The sequence below is a fragment of the Pseudomonas sp. WC2 genome, assembly GCF_050586545.1.
GTDB lineage: Bacteria > Pseudomonadota > Gammaproteobacteria > Pseudomonadales > Pseudomonadaceae > Aquipseudomonas.
Window position 1 is genome coordinate 19,401 of record NZ_JBOBDR010000026.1, and the last position, 16,198, is coordinate 35,598.

The 16,198-nt window shown below is 60.3% G+C and carries 10 protein-coding genes; 6 read left to right on the plus strand and 4 right to left on the minus strand.

Going from position 1 to position 16,198, the window contains the following annotated elements:
• Positions 1-132: 132 nt before the first annotated feature.
• Complete coding sequence (locus tag ACQ4OE_RS24775; protein WP_430948229.1) at positions 133-1,026, minus strand: DMT family transporter; 894 nt, start codon at positions 1,024-1,026, stop codon at positions 133-135.
• Positions 1,027-1,107: 81 nt separating this feature from the next.
• The gene (locus ACQ4OE_RS24780; protein WP_430948230.1) at positions 1,108-2,733 is read right to left on the minus strand and encodes a methyl-accepting chemotaxis protein; all 1,626 of its coding nucleotides are present in this window, start codon (positions 2,731-2,733) and stop codon (positions 1,108-1,110) included.
• A gap of 396 nt (positions 2,734-3,129) precedes the next feature.
• On the opposite strand from ACQ4OE_RS24780, the gene aceK reads away from it, so the two are divergent.
• From aceK to ACQ4OE_RS24805, 5 genes are all read left to right on the plus strand, one after another.
• Positions 3,130-4,851, plus strand: coding sequence for a bifunctional isocitrate dehydrogenase kinase/phosphatase (gene aceK / locus ACQ4OE_RS24785; protein ID WP_122591758.1), 1,722 nt, complete (start codon positions 3,130-3,132; stop codon positions 4,849-4,851).
• A gap of 197 nt (positions 4,852-5,048) precedes the next feature.
• Positions 5,049-8,960 carry an ATP-dependent RNA helicase HrpA gene (gene hrpA / locus ACQ4OE_RS24790; protein WP_430948231.1) on the plus strand — a complete coding sequence of 1,304 codons (3,912 nt, stop codon included), beginning with the start codon at positions 5,049-5,051 and terminating at the stop codon, positions 8,958-8,960.
• A 319-nt stretch (positions 8,961-9,279) separates the two neighbouring features.
• Positions 9,280-10,401: a beta-ketoacyl-ACP synthase III gene (locus ACQ4OE_RS24795; protein WP_430948232.1), complete on the plus strand. Its 1,122-nt coding sequence runs from the start codon at positions 9,280-9,282 to the stop codon at positions 10,399-10,401.
• A 106-nt stretch (positions 10,402-10,507) separates the two neighbouring features.
• On the plus strand, positions 10,508-11,122 hold the full coding sequence (locus ACQ4OE_RS24800; protein WP_158954088.1) for an RNA polymerase sigma factor: 615 nt from the start codon (positions 10,508-10,510) through the stop codon (positions 11,120-11,122).
• Positions 11,116-11,352, plus strand: a complete 237-nt coding sequence (locus ACQ4OE_RS24805; RefSeq protein ID WP_430948233.1) for an anti-sigma factor family protein — start codon at positions 11,116-11,118, stop codon at positions 11,350-11,352. The genes ACQ4OE_RS24800 and ACQ4OE_RS24805 overlap by 7 nt, the downstream gene beginning before the upstream one ends.
• A 142-nt stretch (positions 11,353-11,494) precedes the next feature.
• Here ACQ4OE_RS24805 and ACQ4OE_RS24810 read toward each other — a convergent pair whose 3' ends face one another.
• Positions 11,495-12,817 carry a putative porin gene (locus ACQ4OE_RS24810; RefSeq protein ID WP_430948234.1) on the minus strand — a complete coding sequence of 441 codons (1,323 nt, stop codon included), beginning with the start codon at positions 12,815-12,817 and terminating at the stop codon, positions 11,495-11,497.
• Between the two features lie 284 nt (positions 12,818-13,101).
• Here ACQ4OE_RS24810 and ACQ4OE_RS24815 point away from each other — a divergent pair, with 284 nt between their 5' ends.
• A complete protein-coding gene (locus tag ACQ4OE_RS24815; RefSeq protein WP_430948235.1) occupies positions 13,102-14,226 on the plus strand; it encodes a GNAT family N-acetyltransferase in 1,125 nt (374 codons plus the stop codon).
• 110 nt (positions 14,227-14,336) lie between these two features.
• Here ACQ4OE_RS24815 and ACQ4OE_RS24820 read toward each other — a convergent pair whose 3' ends face one another.
• Positions 14,337-16,169: an ABC transporter ATP-binding protein gene (locus tag ACQ4OE_RS24820; RefSeq protein WP_122591771.1), complete on the minus strand. Its 1,833-nt coding sequence runs from the start codon at positions 16,167-16,169 to the stop codon at positions 14,337-14,339.
• Positions 16,170-16,198 lie beyond the last annotated feature (29 nt).

The window sequence follows — 16,198 nt, forward strand, 5'->3', positions numbered from 1 at the left end:
CTTGGCATGTGATTTCGAGCATTCCATGTCTCCCCATCAGTGGGTGTAGCCGTTGCTCAACAGCCTATTCGGCTCTCGAGCATCCGTCGCTACCGGCCAATCGCCCAAATCGTTGCAATCCGTGTACCGCGCTTAGCGGACTGTCGCCCGCGAAGGCTTCACCACCAGCCACAACGCCGCCGCAATCAACACGCCGCCATACACATGCGCCATCGACAACGGCTCATCCAGCAGCAACGCCCCCCACAACACGCCGAACGGCGGAATCATGAAGGTCACGGTCATCGATTTCACCGGGCCGATCGAGCTGAGCAGGCGGAAATAAATGATGTACGCAAACGCCGTGCACCCCAGACCCAGACCCAGCAGCGACAGCCAGACATTCCAGCCGCCCCAACTAACCGGTGGCGTGGTGATGACGCTGTAGCCGAACAGCGGCAGCAGGAACAACGTCGCCCCGAGCATGCTGCCCAGTGCCGACAGGCGCGGATCGAGTCCGCCGGCGTGGTCCAGCCAGCGCCGCGCGAGGAACCCGGCAAAACCGTAGCAGGTGGTCGCCAGCAGGCAGGCGAGGGCGCCCATCAGCAATTGCAGATCGAACGCAACGGGACCGGCGCGGGTCAGCACGCCGACGCCGAACAGGCCGAGAAACACGCCGCTGAACTTGGCGACAGTGAGTTTTTCACTGAAAAACAGCGCGCCAATCAGCACGCCCATCAACGGTGTGGTGGCGTTGAAGATGGCCGAATAACCGGCGGGCAGCACTTGCGCGGCGACTGAGTAGAGGGTTGCAGGCAGCCCGGAATTGATCACGCCGAGCAGCATCACGGTTTTCAATTTGCCTTTGAAATCCCAGCTGATACGCATCAGGCCGAGGATTACCAGCAGCCCGGCGGCGGCGATCGACACGCGAAAGAACGCGGTCGGGATCGAGCCGATCACCGGTGCAATCACTCGCATAAACAGAAAACTCGCGCCCCAAATGGCAGCCAGCGACAACATACGGAACATATCGACAGGGCTCACGGCGGGCTCCTTCCTTGATCGGGACGAGAGTGTTGCCGAGCGCCCTGTCGAAGGCAACCGCTAATCGGGCATTGAACTGGCTCAGATCACAAAACGTGTGACCAGCCCGTTGAGATCCACGGCCAGACGCGACAGCTCCTGGCTCGCCGCCGAGGTCTGCGTCGCGCCCGCGGCGGTTTGCGTCGACAGATCGCGGATGTTCACCAGATTTTCATCGACTTCGCGGGCCACCAGTGCCTGTTGCTCGGCTGCGCTGGCGATGACCAGGTTGCGCTGGTTGATCTGCGAAATCGAGGCAGTGATTTTCTCCAATGCCTGGCCGGCGCTATTGGCTCGACGCAAGGTATGTTCAGCCTGCTCGGCACTGCTTTGCAGGGCGCCGACGGTGGCACTGGTGCCGTGCTGGATACTGCTGATCATCAGCTCGATTTCTTCGGTGGAGTTTTGCGTGCGTTGCGCCAGCGAGCGCACTTCATCGGCGACCACCGCAAATCCGCGTCCAGCCTCACCGGCCCGCGCCGCTTCAATGGCTGCGTTGAGGGCGAGCAGATTGGTCTGCCCGGCGATGCCACGAATCACTTCGAGCACTTTGCTGATGTCCTGGGCCTGAGTGGCCAGGCCTTCCGCTTGCTCGGAGGCACCGAGCACGGCGCTGACCAATTCCTGAATCGAACTGATGGTCTCGCTGACCTGCACATGGCCATGTTTGCTGTCTTCATTGGACGCTTCGGATGCTTCGGCGCTGGACACCGCATTGGCCGCCACTTCGTCCACCGCTGTGCTCATTTCGGTGACGGCGGTGGCCGCCTGTTCGATCTGGTCATTCTGTTGTTGCAGGCCGCGAGTGCTTTGTTCCATTACCGAACTCATTTCCTCGGCAGCGGACGCCAGTTGCTGCGCTGATTCACTGATACCACGGATGGTCGAACGCAAATTACCCTGCATCTCGGCCAGCGCATCGAGCAACTGCGCGGCTTCATCCTTGCCACTGCTGGCGATCTGGCCGCTGAGGTCACCGGAGGCAATGCGCCGCGCCACGTTCAGCGCCTGATTGATCGGCGTGGTGATGCTGCGGGTCAATAGCCAGGCCAGCAGCAGGGTGGCAATCAAGGCGATGACGATGATCGCCGCGACAATCCACAGCGCTTGCTCGTACGCCGTGGCGGCCGACCTGGCGGCGTCATCTGCGCCTTGCTGATTGAAGGTGATCATCTGCTCCAGGGCCTTGTCGAGCAGGGTTCCCTGCGGCGCCAGTTCATTGTTCAGGCGCGTGTAGGCCTGTTCACTCTGCCCGGCGTCGATGTGGACGATGATCTGCTCGAGGATGCTCATGTATTTAGCGACGTTGGCATCCAGGCTCTCGAGCATCGCCCCTTCTTCATCACTGGTGAGCAGGGTTTTGTGGTCGCCCAAGCGCTTGAGCAATTCTTCGCGCTGCGCCTTGATGATGCCTTTGCTTCTGTCGCGCACGGCAGGCTGAGTGCTGGTGATCAGGCGCAAGGATTCGAGGCGAATATTGGCAATGTTCGCAGCGGCGTCGTGAATGCTCTCGATACTCGGCATCCATGACTGTTCAATCACCGCCGCACTCTCGCGCAGGGTTTTCATCTGGCCCAGGCCGAACAGGCCGACCGCCACCAGCAATGCGGCCAAAACGGCGAAACTCAGACTGGCGCGCAAACCGATGCGCAGATTGCGGATAGACATCAATGTGCTCCTTGATCTTTGAGGGAGAGGTTGCCCTCGTGAGCGAGGATCTTGTTGTGAAGGGAGGTGATGGCGGGCTGTATATCAAAGTGCCACTATTTTGGTAAGACCAATCTGGAGTCTTGGCTGACGCGACGTGTGTTTCCAGCAAAACCACGGACTAGAGCCGTCCGCTCTCTTTTTGAAGCGAAAGCCAGAGAATCCGCAGGCTGGCGCCGGACCGCGACAGCGACTGAACAGGCGATAAACTGACCGAACGGTCGATTAAAAAAACTTTGCAAAAACTGTTTCGGCGTACAACCCTGCCGCTGATTTGGCCGAAATTGCACTTCACCTGCCTGCGGTTCCGTGACTAAGCTCAGGCACAGATTTCCAAACGCACGCCGAGGTCTCTCTATGCCGCAGCAATGGCCAGCCACCGACATCGCCCGCATGATCCTCGATGGCTTTGACGATTACCGCGAGCACTTCCGCCGGATCACCGATGGCGCCCGCGAGCGCTTCGAGCAGGCGCGCTGGCAGGAAGCGCAGACGGCGTCAGCGGCGCGGATCAACCTCTACGAAGAAAAAGTCGGCGAAACCATCGCCCGCCTGCGCGAATACTTCGATGACGAGACGCTGATGAATGTCAGCTGCTGGCCGCTGGTGAAAAGCGCCTACATCAGCGTCATCGACCTGCGCTTCGACGATGAGCTCTCCGAAACCTGGTACAACTCGATTTTCTGCGGGCTGTTCAGCCACGACCTGATCAGCGACGGCTGCATGTTCATCCACACCACGCGCCCGAGCCTGCGCCGGGCCCGTGCCGCGCAAACCCGCACGTACAAGCCGCAAGGGCAGTTGTCGGGAATGCTCGCAAGCATCTTCGCCGACTACCGTTTCAGCGAGGATTACGCCGATTTGCCCGGCGACCTGCGCCGCCTCGAAGCGCAACTGCGCGAGAACCTGCCGGACTGGGTGTGCAAGGATCCGGAGCTGGCCGTCGAGCTGTTTTCCTCCGTGCTGTACCGCAACAAAGGCGCGTACCTGGTCGGACGGATCTACACCCGCGATGAACAATGGCCGCTGGTGATTCCGCTGCTGCACCGCGAAGGGCGCGGGATTCAGATTGATGCGTTGATCACCGACGAAGCCGATGTGTCGATCATCTTCTCGTTCACCCGTTCGTACTTCATGGTCGACGTGCCAGTGCCGGCGGAGTTCATCGGCTTCCTGCGGCGAATTTTGCCGGGCAAACACATCGCCGAGCTGTACACCTCGATCGGGTTCTACAAGCACGGCAAGTCCGAGTTCTACCGCGCGTTGATCAATCATCTGGCCAACACCGACGACCAATTCATCATGGCCCCCGGTGTGCGCGGCATGGTCATGAGCGTGTTCACCCTGCCGGGTTTCAATACGGTGTTCAAGATCATCAAGGACCGTTTCTCGCCGTCGAAAAACGTCGACCGGGCGACGGTGATCGAGAAGTATCGACTGGTGAAAAGCGTCGACCGTGTCGGGCGCATGGCCGACACCCAGGAATTCGCCGATTTCCGTTTTCCGCTGAGCAAGTTCGATCCGGCGTGTCTTGAGGAATTGCTGGACGTAGCGCCGTCGACGGTGTCGGTCGAGGGCGAAACAGTATTGATCCGCCACTGCTGGACCGAACGGCGGATGACCCCGCTCAACCTGTACCTGGAAAACGCCAACGATGCCCAAGTGCGCGAGGCGCTGGAGGACTACGGGTTGGCGATCAAGCAACTGGCGGCGGCGAATATCTTTCCCGGCGACATGCTGTTGAAAAACTTCGGCGTCACCCGACACGGGCGCGTGGTGTTTTATGACTACGACGAGATTTGTTTCCTGACCGAAGCCAACTTCCGCCACATTCCCGCGCCGCGTACACCGGAGGACGAAATGGCCTCTGAACCGTGGTATTCGATCGGGCCGCTGGATGTGTTTCCCGAAGAGTTTCCGCCGTTCCTGTTCGCCGATTCGGGGCAGCGCAAGTTGTTCGATCAGTTGCATGGCGAGTTGTACAACGCCGATTACTGGAAGAGTTTGCAGGAGGCGATTCGGGCGGGGAAAGTCATTGATGTCTTTCCGTATCGCCGCAAAGGCCTCGATAACGAATAACCCGTCCCTGATCATTCTCACGCTCTGCGTGGGAATGCCTCACCGGACGCTCCGCGTCCGCTTCCGGGACGCAGAGCGTCCCTGGCTGCGTTCCCACGCTGAGTGTGGGAACGATCACACAGGGGAAGCAGGTCAATCGGAGGCAAATCTGCGACAATCGGCCCCCTGCACAAATAGACGACCGAATTGCGTACCCGATGACCGACGAATCGCCCTCCATCGACAAACTGCTGAAAAACCTCGACCACGCCATGCTCGCCGACCGTCACCGGCTGCGGCGGCAGTTGCTTGAGCTGCGCAAGAAGCCCGATGAGGCCAAATTGGCTCAATGGGTGACGCGCATGCAGGCGTCCTGTGATCAGGTGCTGGCGCGCAAGGCCAGCCTGCCGGTGATTCGCTACGACGACAGTTTGCCGATTGCCGCCAAGCGCGACGAAATCAAGAAGGCGCTGGAGAAGCATCAGGTCTTGATCATCGCCGGCGAAACCGGCTCGGGTAAAACCACCCAGTTGCCGAAAATCTGTCTGGAGATCGGTCGCGGCCAGCACGGTCTGATCGGCCACACCCAGCCGCGTCGAATCGCTGCCCGCAGCGTCGCCAGCCGTGTCGCCGAAGAACTCGGCACGCCGCTCGGTTCGCTGGTCGGCTATCAGGTACGCTTCGAAGATCAGAGCGATGCCAACACCCTGATCAAACTGATGACCGACGGTATCTTGCTCGCGGAAACCCAGAATGATCGCTACCTCGAACGCTACGACACGATCATCGTCGACGAAGCCCACGAACGCAGCCTCAACATCGACTTCCTGCTCGGTTACCTGAAAACCCTGCTGCCGCGTCGTCCGGATCTGAAAGTCATTATCACCTCGGCGACCATCGATCTGGAGCGCTTCTCCAAGCATTTCGACGATGCGCCGATTGTTGAAGTCTCCGGGCGTACCTTCCCGGTCGATACCTGGTATCGCCCGCTAACGTTGGAGCAGGACGAGGAGGGCAACCGCGTCGAGGATGACCTGACGGTGGATCAGGCGATCCTCGCCGCCCTCGATGAAGTCGCCGCGTATGAACGCAGCGAACGACGCAGTCCGGGCGATGTGCTGGTGTTCCTGCCGGGTGAGCGCGAGATTCGCGACGCCGCCGACATGCTGCGCAAGGCGCAGCTCAAACACACTGAAATCCTGCCGCTGTACGCGCGCTTGTCGCCGGCTGAACAGCAGCGGATTTTCCAGTCGCACCCGGGCCGTCGCGTGGTGCTGGCAACCAACGTCGCCGAAACTTCGCTGACCGTGCCGGGCATCCGTTACGTGATCGACAGCGGCACTGCACGCATCAGCCGCTACAGCTATCGCGCCAAGGTGCAGCGTCTGCCGATCGAAGCAATTTCCCAGGCTAGCGCCAATCAGCGTAAAGGTCGCTGCGGTCGGGTCGAGCCGGGCATCTGCATTCGCTTGTACAGCGAAGAAGATTTTAACGGACGCCCGGAATTTACCGATCCGGAGATTCTGCGCACCAACCTCGCCGCCGTAATCTTGCAGATGCTCCATCTGCGCCTAGGTGAGATCACTGCATTTCCGTTCATCGAACCGCCGGATGGCAAGGCGATCAGCGACGGTTTCAACCTGCTGCAAGAACTCTCGGCGGTGGATCGCAACAGTCAGTTAACGCCGCTCGGTCGTCAACTTGCGCGTCTGCCTGTCGATCCGCGCATGGGTCGCATGCTGCTCGAAGCGGCGAAACTCGGCAGCTTGCAGGAAGTGTTGATCGTCGCCAGTGCGATGTCGATTCAGGATCCTCGCGAGCGGCCGCCGGAGCGTCAGCAGGCGGCTGATCAGGCCCACGCACAATGGAAGGATGTCGATTCCGACTTTGCCGGTCTGGTAAATCTGTGGCGTGGTTTTGAAGAGCAACGCCAGGCGCTGACCGCGAGCCCTTTGCGCAACTGGTGCCGGAAGAATTTCCTCAACTATTTGCGCCTGCGCGAGTGGCGCGATTCCCATCGCCAGTTGAGCCTGATCTGCCGCGACATGCAGTTAAGCCTGAATAAAGAGCCGGCGGATTATCCGAAACTGCACAAAGCCGTGCTGGTCGGTCTGCTCAGCCAGATCGGTCAGAAAACCGAGGACGGCGATTACCTCGGCGCACGTCAGCGGCGCTTCTGGATTCATCCATCGTCGGGCATCGGCAAGAAGCGTCCGCAATGGCTGATGACCGCCGAACTGGTGGAAACCACCAAGCTCTACGCGCGCATGGTCGCCAAGATCGATGCCGACTGGATTGAGCCGCTGGCTGGGCACCTGATCAAGAAAAACCACTTCGAGCCGCACTGGGAGAAGAAGCGCGGTCAGGTCGTGGCATTCGAACAGATCACTCTGTTCGGTCTGATCGTGGTCGGTCGTCGCCCGGTGCATTACGGCCCGATCGATCCGGTGGTGTCCCGTGAGCTGTTTATTCGCGAAGGTTTGGTGCGCGGCGAGATTCAATCCCGAGCCAAGTGCCTGACCGCGAACAAACAACTGCTGGAACAACTCGACGAACTGGAAGCCAAGGCCCGTCGTCGCGACATTCTCGCCGACGAAGAAACCCTGTACGCGTTCTACGACGCGCGCTTGCCGGCGGAGATTCACCAGACCGCGACCTTCGACAGTTGGTACCGCATCAACAGCCAGAAAGACCCGCAGCTGTTGATCATGCGCGAAGAAGACGTGCTGGCCCGCGAGGCCAGTGAAGTCACCGCGCTGCACTATCCCGACACGCTGCACATCGGCGATCTGGAACTGGCGTTGACCTACCACTTCGAACCCAATCACCCGCGCGACGGCGTGACCCTACGCGTGCCGGCGCCGCTGTTGCCGATGCTGCCGCCGGAGCGTCTGGAATGGCTGGTGCCGGGGCTGATCGAGGCCAAGTGCATTGCCCTCGTGCGCAACTTGCCGAAAGCGCTGCGCAAAAACTTTGTGCCGGTGCCGGACTTCATCAAAGCTGCGTTGCAGCGCATGACCTTCGGCGAAGGCTCGTTGCCGCAAGCGCTGGGCCGTGAGCTGTTGCGCATGACCGGCGCACGGGTCAGCGATGAGGCGTGGGCAGAGGCTGAACAGGGCGTCGAAGGGCATCTGCGGATGAACCTGGAAATCGTCGACGGCCAAGGGAAGTTCCTTGGCGAAGGCCGCGATCTGGCCGAGCTGACCGCGCGGTTTGCCGAAGCCAGTCAGGCCGCGTTGGCGGTGCCGCAAAGTGCGAAAAGTCAGCAGCCGGTGGAGGCCAAGGTCTTCGCGCCGGTCGCGGAAAAGACTCAGCAAAAAATCGCCGGGCTGTCGATGACGGTGTATCCGGCACTGGTCGAAGAGGGCGGTACGGTCAAGGAAGGGCGATTCTCGACCCCGGCCGAAGCCGAATTCCAACACCGTCGCGCGTTGCAGCGGCTGTTGATGCAGCAACTGGCGGAACCGGCGAAATTCCTGCGCAGCAAATTGCCGGGGCAGACTGAGTTGGGTCTGCTCTATCGCGAATTGGGCCGCGTCGATGCGCTGGTCGAAGACATTCTGCTGGCCAGCCTCGACAGCTGCATTCTCGAAGGCGAAGACCCGTTGCCCCGCGACGGCGCCGGGTTGGCGGCACTGGCCGAGCGCAAACGCGGTAGCTGGGCCGAGCACGCCGAGCGGGTTGCGCGGCTGACGCTGGAGATTCTCAAGCTGTGGCACGGTTTGCAGAAGCGCTTCAAAGGCAAGATCGATTTGGCGCAAGCCGTGGCGCTGAACGACATCAAGCAACAGATCAGCCATCTGGTGTATCCGGGCTTTGTCCGGGAGACCCCGATGCAGTGGCTCAAAGAAATCCCGCGTTACTTGAAAGCGGTCGAGCAGCGTTTTGAGAAACTTGGCGCGCAGGTGCAGAAGGATCGCGTCTGGAGCGGCGAACTCGCGGGTCTCTGGGCGCAATATCAGGCTCGCGCCGCCAAGCATGCCCAAGAAGGCAAACGCGATCCGCAGCTGGAGTTGTACCGCTGGTGGCTGGAGGAATATCGGGTCTCGCTGTTCGCCCAGCAGTTGGGCACGAAAACGCCGATTTCCGACAAACGCCTGAACAAGCAGTGGAGCCAGGTCGAACCGTAACGCTGATCGTTCCCACGCTCTGCGTGGGAATGCCTCTGGGGACGCTCCGCGTCCAGTGACGCGGAGCGTCACGGGCTGCATTCCCACGCAGGAGCGTGAGAACGATCATCCGTGTTGATCTTGAGAAAGGCGCCAAAACCCCGCGTTTATGGCAAACTTCGCGACCATAAACGCCGGTTTCGCGACCCAGAGCCTTCGGCGATGTCGCGCAGCGGAATAAAGCGATGCCAGGTTTGCGTCCCCCGGATGGGAATAGACCCTTTGTGTGTTGGTACGACGGTTCCAGCACTTTCTGCCTGAACAGATTAGAGAAACGACCATGCATAACGTCGTCATCAGCGGCACCGGCCTGTACACCCCGGCCAACAGCATCTCCAACGAAGAGCTGGTGCAGTCTTTCAATACCTACGTCGCGCAGTTCAACGCCGACAACGCCGAGGCCATTGCCAGCGGCGAAGTCCAGGCCCTGACCGAATCCAGCGCAGCCTTCATCGAAAAAGCCTCGGGCATCAAGAGCCGCTTTGTCATGGACAAGGACGGCATCCTCGATCCGCAACGCATGGCCCCGCGTCTGCCGGAGCGGTCCAACGACGAATGGTCGGTGCTGTGCCAGATGGCCATCGGCGCTGCCGAACAAGCCCTGCAACGCGCCGGCAAAACCGCCGCCGACATCGACGGCGTGATCGTTGCCTGCTCCAACCTGCAACGCGCCTACCCGGCCATCGCCATCGAAGTCCAGGAAGCCCTGGGCATTCAAGGCTTCGGTTTCGACATGAACGTCGCTTGCTCCTCGGCCACCTTCGGCATTCAGGCAGCGGCCAACAGCGTGCAACTCGGCCAGGCCCGGGCGATTCTGATGGTCAACCCGGAAGTCTGCACCGGTCACCTGAATTTCCGCGACCGCGACAGCCACTTCATCTTCGGTGACGCCGCCACTGCGGTGATCATCGAGCGCGCTGACACCGCCACCTCCCCGCACCAGTTCGACGTGGTCAGCACCAAACTGCTGACCAAGTTCTCCAACAACATCCGCAACAACTTCGGCTTCCTCAACCGCGCCGCAGAAGAGGGCGTCGGTGCCCGCGACAAGCTGTTCGTGCAGGAAGGCCGCAAGGTGTTCAAGGACGTGTGCCCGATGGTTGCCGAGCTGATCGGTGAGCATCTGCAGGAGAACCAACTCAACGTCGGCGACGTCAAGCGCTTCTGGCTGCACCAGGCCAACCTGAGCATGAACCACCTGATCGTGCGCAAACTGCTGGGCCGCGAAGCCACCGAAGAAGAAGCCCCGGTGATTCTCGACACCTACGCCAACACCAGCTCCGCCGGTTCGGTGATTGCGTTTCACAAACATCAGGACGATCTCGCTGCCGGTTCGCTGGCCGTGCTGAGTTCGTTCGGCGCCGGTTACTCGATTGGCAGCGTGATTCTGCGTAAACGTTGATCACGCGTTAAAAGATCGCCGCCTGCGACAACTCCTACACTGATCCCTGTAGGAGCTGCCGCAGGCTGCGATCTTTTGCTTTTGACCCTACGAAAAAGAGGCGCCAATGGCCGCAACCGACGACACCCAACTGCTCGAACGCCTGCTGGCCGGCGAGCAAAAGGCGTTCAAGGAACTCGTCAGCACCTACCAAAGTGCGATGCGCGCCGTGGCTTATGCGATTGTCGGCCAGCGCCACGTCGAAGAAGTGGTGCAGGATGCCTGGCTGTCGGTGGTGCGCCATATCGGCAGCTTCGAGGGCCGTTCCAGTCTCAAGACCTGGCTGCTGACCATCACCGCCAATTCGGCGAAGAGTCGCTACAAGCAAAATCGCCGCGAAGTGCTGATCGATGACCTGCCGTCGCCCCATGGCACCATCGATGACGATCGCTTCTCGCCCGGTGACGGCCATTGGCTGATCGCGCCGTTCGCCTGGCACCAGGACACCCCCGAAGCCTTGCTCACCGAAGATGAATTGCGCGATTGCCTGGAGCACACGCTGCTCAGCCTGTCGGAACTGCAAAGCAGTGTGTTGCTGTTGCGCGAACGCCAGGGCCTGGAGCTGGAAGAGATCTGTAATCTTCTGGAGATCTCGCTCTCCAATGTCCGAGTGCTGCTGCACCGTGCGCGGCTGAAAGTCTTTGCCACGGTGGAGCATTTTGAGGAGACCGGCGAATGCTGACCTGTAAGGAACAAGTCGCGCGTTCCAGTGACTATCTCGATGGTCAGTTGAGCTTTCGCGAGAAACTGATGGTGCGCCATCACCTGATGTTCTGCCCCAACTGCCGGCGCTTCATTCGGCAGATGAAATTTCTGCAGGCCACATTGAAGGCGATGCCGCAGACACCTGAAGCAGGCGTTGATGCCCTGGCCGAACGTTTGGCCGAGCAGCGCCGCAAAGACCGAAGCTGAAAAAATCAGCCCGATGCTGCGCCAGCGAACGGATGATGGGGATCGCTGTTGCTGCATCGGGCTAAAAGTTTCGAGCTGCGAGCCTCAAGCTACAAGCGGAGCATTACTTGCAGCTTGTCGCTCGAAGCTTGTCGCTGTCTTCTTAGAACTTGGCTTCCGCATCCAGCTGCAGGGTGTTGGCATCCGCGTCACGCTGACCACGGCTGGCGAAGTCGGCCTTGGTCAGGAAGTACGTGGCGCCAATGGCGAAGTTCTTGTCGATGTCGTAACCGACCTTGAACTTGTGGCCACGGGAACCGGTGGTGCCGTTGGCGAAGTCGGAGTCGGTGAAGGCCCCGACCACGGCGTTGCGCTGCACGTCGCGGTAGTTGTAATCGAGGTTCAGGCCGAAGACTTTCGACTTGGCGCCGACCAGCCACGCGGTGTCCTGATCGGTCACGGCGTCATTGTTTTTCACGTATTGGCCGTAGAACGACAGTGGCATCGGCAGACCGCCGATGTCGACTTGGCTGAAGCCCTCATAGAGACGGAATTCGTTGTCGGCCGAGTTGCCGTTGACCGCCAGTGCGCACGGTGTGGAAGTGCCGGTGCAGCGGCTGTCTTCATCGTTCTGGTAGGCGTAGACGCTGCCGCCCAATGTCAGTTTCAGGTTGTCGGTGATGTTGAAGCGGCTACCCAACTGGCCGGCGGTCAAACGCAGGTCGTGGCGGAATTGCACACCATCGCCGTCAACGTTGTCCTTGAGGTTGTAGTTACCCAGGCTGCCGAACAGTTCGGCGCTGCTGCCCAGTGGATATTTGTAGGTAACGGCCAGACCTTCCGGGTTGATGTCGCTGTCCCAGATCACGTCGCCCATGCTCACCCACGGCTGGAGCATTTTGCCGCCGATGATGTGCAGGTTCTTGATCTGATCCGGGTGGTAGTCGATGTAGCCGAGGTCGAGCCAGATCTGCTTCTTGTCGAAGTAGTTGTCCTGGTCCTGGTTGGTCGAACGGGCATCGTCGCCGCCGCCGGTGGCGATGCGGATGCCGGTGTCGACCTGCGGGTTGATCTCGGTGTAGGCGCCCAGACGGGCACGGATGCGCTGACGATCCTTGTCGCGGCCGCCATTGTTCGGCTCGCCGTCGATCTTGATGGTTTCCTGACGGATACGCACGTCGCCCTTGAACTGGGTCTTCGCGGCCCACGCCAGTTTCTGGTCGAAGACGCTTTGTTCGCTGGTTTTCTTCGCCACGGCGGCGACTTGTTCGTTGGTCTCTTGCTGCGCCTGCTGCGCGATTTGCTGAGCCTTCTGATCCTTGGCCAGTTCAGTTTGCAGTTCTACGTACTGCGCCTGGGAAATCGAACCGTTAGCCTTGAGCATGTCGAGCAGTTTGGCGTCGACTGCAGCACTGGCCGGAACGCTCATGGCCAGCAACAAGCCACCGCACAGGGCCGCCGCAGTTTTCGTGGAAGCAAGACGCATAGCAATCTCCGAAGATGAGAGAGGATGGCTGAACCATCCTGGGCACAACCGACGCATTGAACGTCGGAAAACAGTGTCCGGGTTAGAACCCGGCGCTCTAAAAACAGGCGCCAGTATCGCGATGGTTTATGACAGAGCAGTGGCACAGTGATGGCAGGTTGATGACGTTGTTGATTCGCGCCGAACGATTGATCTAGAGCGCTGTCGGCCGATGGCGGGTGTGCAAACGGGCGCAATCAGCGATACTCGCCGGGCGCCGAAGTCCTGTTGTGGAGAGCTTGTTGATGCCGTTGCAATGCCTGCAAAACCTGTCGCAAATCGCCTCGACCAGCTGGGATGCGCTGGTGCCGGAAAGTCAGCCTTTTCTGCGCCATGCCTTTCTCAGTGCGCTGGAAGACAGCGGCAGTGTGGGCCCTCACAGCGGCTGGCAACCGGAGCATTTGCTGCACGTCGAAGACGGTCGGCTGATCGCCGCGTTGCCCAGTTATCGCAAATGGCATTCCTACGGCGAGTACGTCTTCGACCATGGCTGGGCGGATGCCTGCGCCCGTGCGGGCATCGATTACTACCCTAAGTTGTTGACGGCCGTGCCGTTCAGTCCGGTCAGCGGTCCGCGCTTGCTGGCGGCCAATGTCGAAGACGGTTTCGAACTGCTCAAGAGCCTGCCGGGTTATCTGGAAATCGAAGAGCTCTCCAGCGCGCACATCAACTTCACCGACCCCTTCACCGATGCGGCGATGGCCGAGCAACCGGGCTGGCTGCAGCGCATCGGCTGTCAGTATCACTGGCAGAATCGCGGCTACCGCGACTTTCAGGATTTCCTCGACGTGCTCAGTTCGCGCAAGCGCAAGCAGATGCGCAAGGAACGCGAGCAAGTGGCGGGGCACGGCTTTGAGTTCGACTGGCTGGAGGGGCGCGAGCTAAGCGAGGCGCAGTGGGATTTCGTCTACGCCTGCTACGCCAACACCTATGCGGTGCGCCGGCAGACGCCGTATCTGACGCGGGAATTTTTCAGCCTGTTGGCCGAACGCATGCCGGAAGCGATCCGCGTGGTATTGGCCAAACAGGGCTCACGGCCAGTGGCGATGGCGTTCAGTCTGGTCGGTGGCGACAGTTTCTATGGGCGCTATTGGGGGTGTCTGGCCGAGTTTGACCGGCTGCACTTCGAGACGTGTTTCTATCAGGGTATGGATTACGCGATTGCCCAGGGCTATCAGCGTTTCGATGCCGGGGCGCAGGGTGAGCACAAGTTGATTCGCGGCTTTGAACCGGTGATCACCCATTCATGGCACTACTTGCGCCATCCGGGGCTGAAAGCGGCGGTGAAGGATTTTCTCCAGCAAGAGCGCGCGGGCATTCTGGCTTATGCCGAAGAGGCGAGAACCGCCTTGCCCTATCGGCAAACCTGAATTCCCGCTAGCTGATCGTTCCCACGCTCTGCGTGGTAGCGCCGCAAGGGACGCGGAGCGTCACGGGCTGCATTCCCACGCGGAGCGTGGGAACGATCAGTGCCAGGAGGTCAATCGATGCCGACAAACCCCCCGGTCTGATGCGCCCACAACCGCGCATACAAACCGCGATGCGCCAGCAGTTCAGCATGAGTGCCGCTCTCGGCAATCTTGCCGTTCTCCAGCACCACCAGCCGGTCCATGCGCGCAATGGTCGAGAGGCGGTGAGCAATCGCGATCACGGTTTTGCCCTGCATCAGGGTTTCCAGGCTTTCCTGAATCGCCGCCTCGACTTCCGAGTCCAGCGCCGAGGTTGCTTCGTCCATGATCAGGATCGGCGCGTCCTTGAGCAGCACCCGCGCAATCGCGATCCGCTGGCGTTGGCCACCCGACAACTTCACCCCACGCTCACCGACATGCGCATCAAAACCGGTGCGGCCTTCAGCGTCCGATAGCAGTGGGATGAACTCATCGGCGCGGGCCTTGTGCACCGCGTCCCAGAGTTCGGCGTCGGTCGCATCCGGTTTGCCGTACAGCAAGTTATCGCGGATCGAACGGTGCAGCAGCGAGGTGTCCTGCGTGATCATGCCGATCCGCGCGCGCAGGCTTTCCTGGCCGACTTCGGCAATGTTCTGACCATCGATCAGAATCCGCCCGCCCTCGACGTCATACAGGCGCAACAGGAGGTTGACCAAGGTCGATTTACCGGCGCCGGACGGCCCGATCAAACCGATTTTTTCACCTGGTTTGATGTTCAGGTTGAGGTCGCCGATGATCCCGCGCTTCTTGCCGTAGTGAAAATCCACGTGCTCGAAACGCACTTCGCCACGGGCCACATCCAGCGGTTTGGCCTGTTCGTGATCGGTGACGCTGACCGGTTGCGAGATAGTCTGCAAACCGTCCTGCACCATGCCGATGTTTTCGAAAATGCCAGTGACCACCCACATGATCCAGCCGGACATGTTGACGATGCGGATCACCAGGCCAGTAGCCAGAGCAATCGCGCCAACGGTGATCAGCGACTGCGTCCACAGCCACAAGGCCAAGCCAGTGGTGCCGACGATCAGCAGGCCATTCATGGTGGTAATGGCGATGTCCATGCTGGTCACAACGCGGCCCGCCAGTTGGGCTTTTTCAGTCTGTTCTTCGATTGCTTCGCGGGCGTATTGCTGCTCGTAATTGGTATGGGCGAACAGCTTCAGGGTGGCGATGTTGGTGTAGCCATCGACGATCCGTCCCATCAGTTTCGAGCGTGCATCGGAGGACACCACAGAGCGTTCCTTGACCCGTGGCACGAAGTAACAGAGCGCGCCGATGTAGGCGGCGATCCATGTCAGCAAGGGGATCATCAGGCGCCAGTCCGCCTCGGCAAAAAGCACCAGCGAGCTGATCGCGTAGATCAGCACATGCCACAACGCATCCACTGCCTGCACCGCAGAATCACGTAGCGAGTTGCCCGTCTGCATGATGCGTTGGGCGATACGGCCGGCGAAGTCGTTCTGGAAGAAGTTCAGGCTTTGCTTGAGCACGTAGCTGTGGTTTTGCCAGCGGATCATGCTGGTCATGCTCGGACTCAGGGTCTGGTGCACCAGCAAGTCGTGCAAGCCGACAAAGACCGGGCGCAAGATCAGCGCGACCACAGCCATCCAGGCCAACTCCAGACCATGCTCCTGAAAGAAGTTCGGGTTCGGTGCACCTTGGGTAAGGTCAATGATGCGACTGAGGTAGCTGAACAACGCCACTTCGATCAAGGCACCGAATAATCCGACGGTGAGCAGGGCGGCAAAACTTGGCCAGACCTGCTTGAGGTAATAGGTGTAGAAGGGCAGCACCCGATCCGGCGGGGATGCCGTGGGGGCGTCGCGGAACACGTCGATCAGTTGTTCAAAACGGCGATAGAGCATCAGATAACCGCCCGGAGTCCGGGCTCTCC

What these genes read in the sequence shown, in the direction of transcription:
- ACQ4OE_RS24820 (WP_122591771.1), bottom strand. Translation starts at nt 16,169, where the DNA reads ATGCTCTATCGCCGTTTTGAACAACTGATCGACGTGTTCCGCGACGCC.
- ACQ4OE_RS24795 (WP_430948232.1), top strand. Translation starts at nt 9,280, where the DNA reads ATGCATAACGTCGTCATCAGCGGCACCGGCCTGTACACCCCGGCCAAC.
- ACQ4OE_RS24805 (WP_430948233.1), top strand. Translation starts at nt 11,116, where the DNA reads ATGCTGACCTGTAAGGAACAAGTCGCGCGTTCCAGTGACTATCTCGAT.
- hrpA (WP_430948231.1), top strand. Translation starts at nt 5,049, where the DNA reads ATGACCGACGAATCGCCCTCCATCGACAAACTGCTGAAAAACCTCGAC.
- aceK (WP_122591758.1), top strand. Translation starts at nt 3,130, where the DNA reads ATGCCGCAGCAATGGCCAGCCACCGACATCGCCCGCATGATCCTCGAT.
- ACQ4OE_RS24810 (WP_430948234.1), bottom strand. Translation starts at nt 12,817, where the DNA reads ATGCGTCTTGCTTCCACGAAAACTGCGGCGGCCCTGTGCGGTGGCTTG.
- ACQ4OE_RS24800 (WP_158954088.1), top strand. Translation starts at nt 10,508, where the DNA reads ATGGCCGCAACCGACGACACCCAACTGCTCGAACGCCTGCTGGCCGGC.
- ACQ4OE_RS24780 (WP_430948230.1), bottom strand. Translation starts at nt 2,733, where the DNA reads ATGTCTATCCGCAATCTGCGCATCGGTTTGCGCGCCAGTCTGAGTTTC.
- ACQ4OE_RS24815 (WP_430948235.1), top strand. Translation starts at nt 13,102, where the DNA reads ATGCCGTTGCAATGCCTGCAAAACCTGTCGCAAATCGCCTCGACCAGC.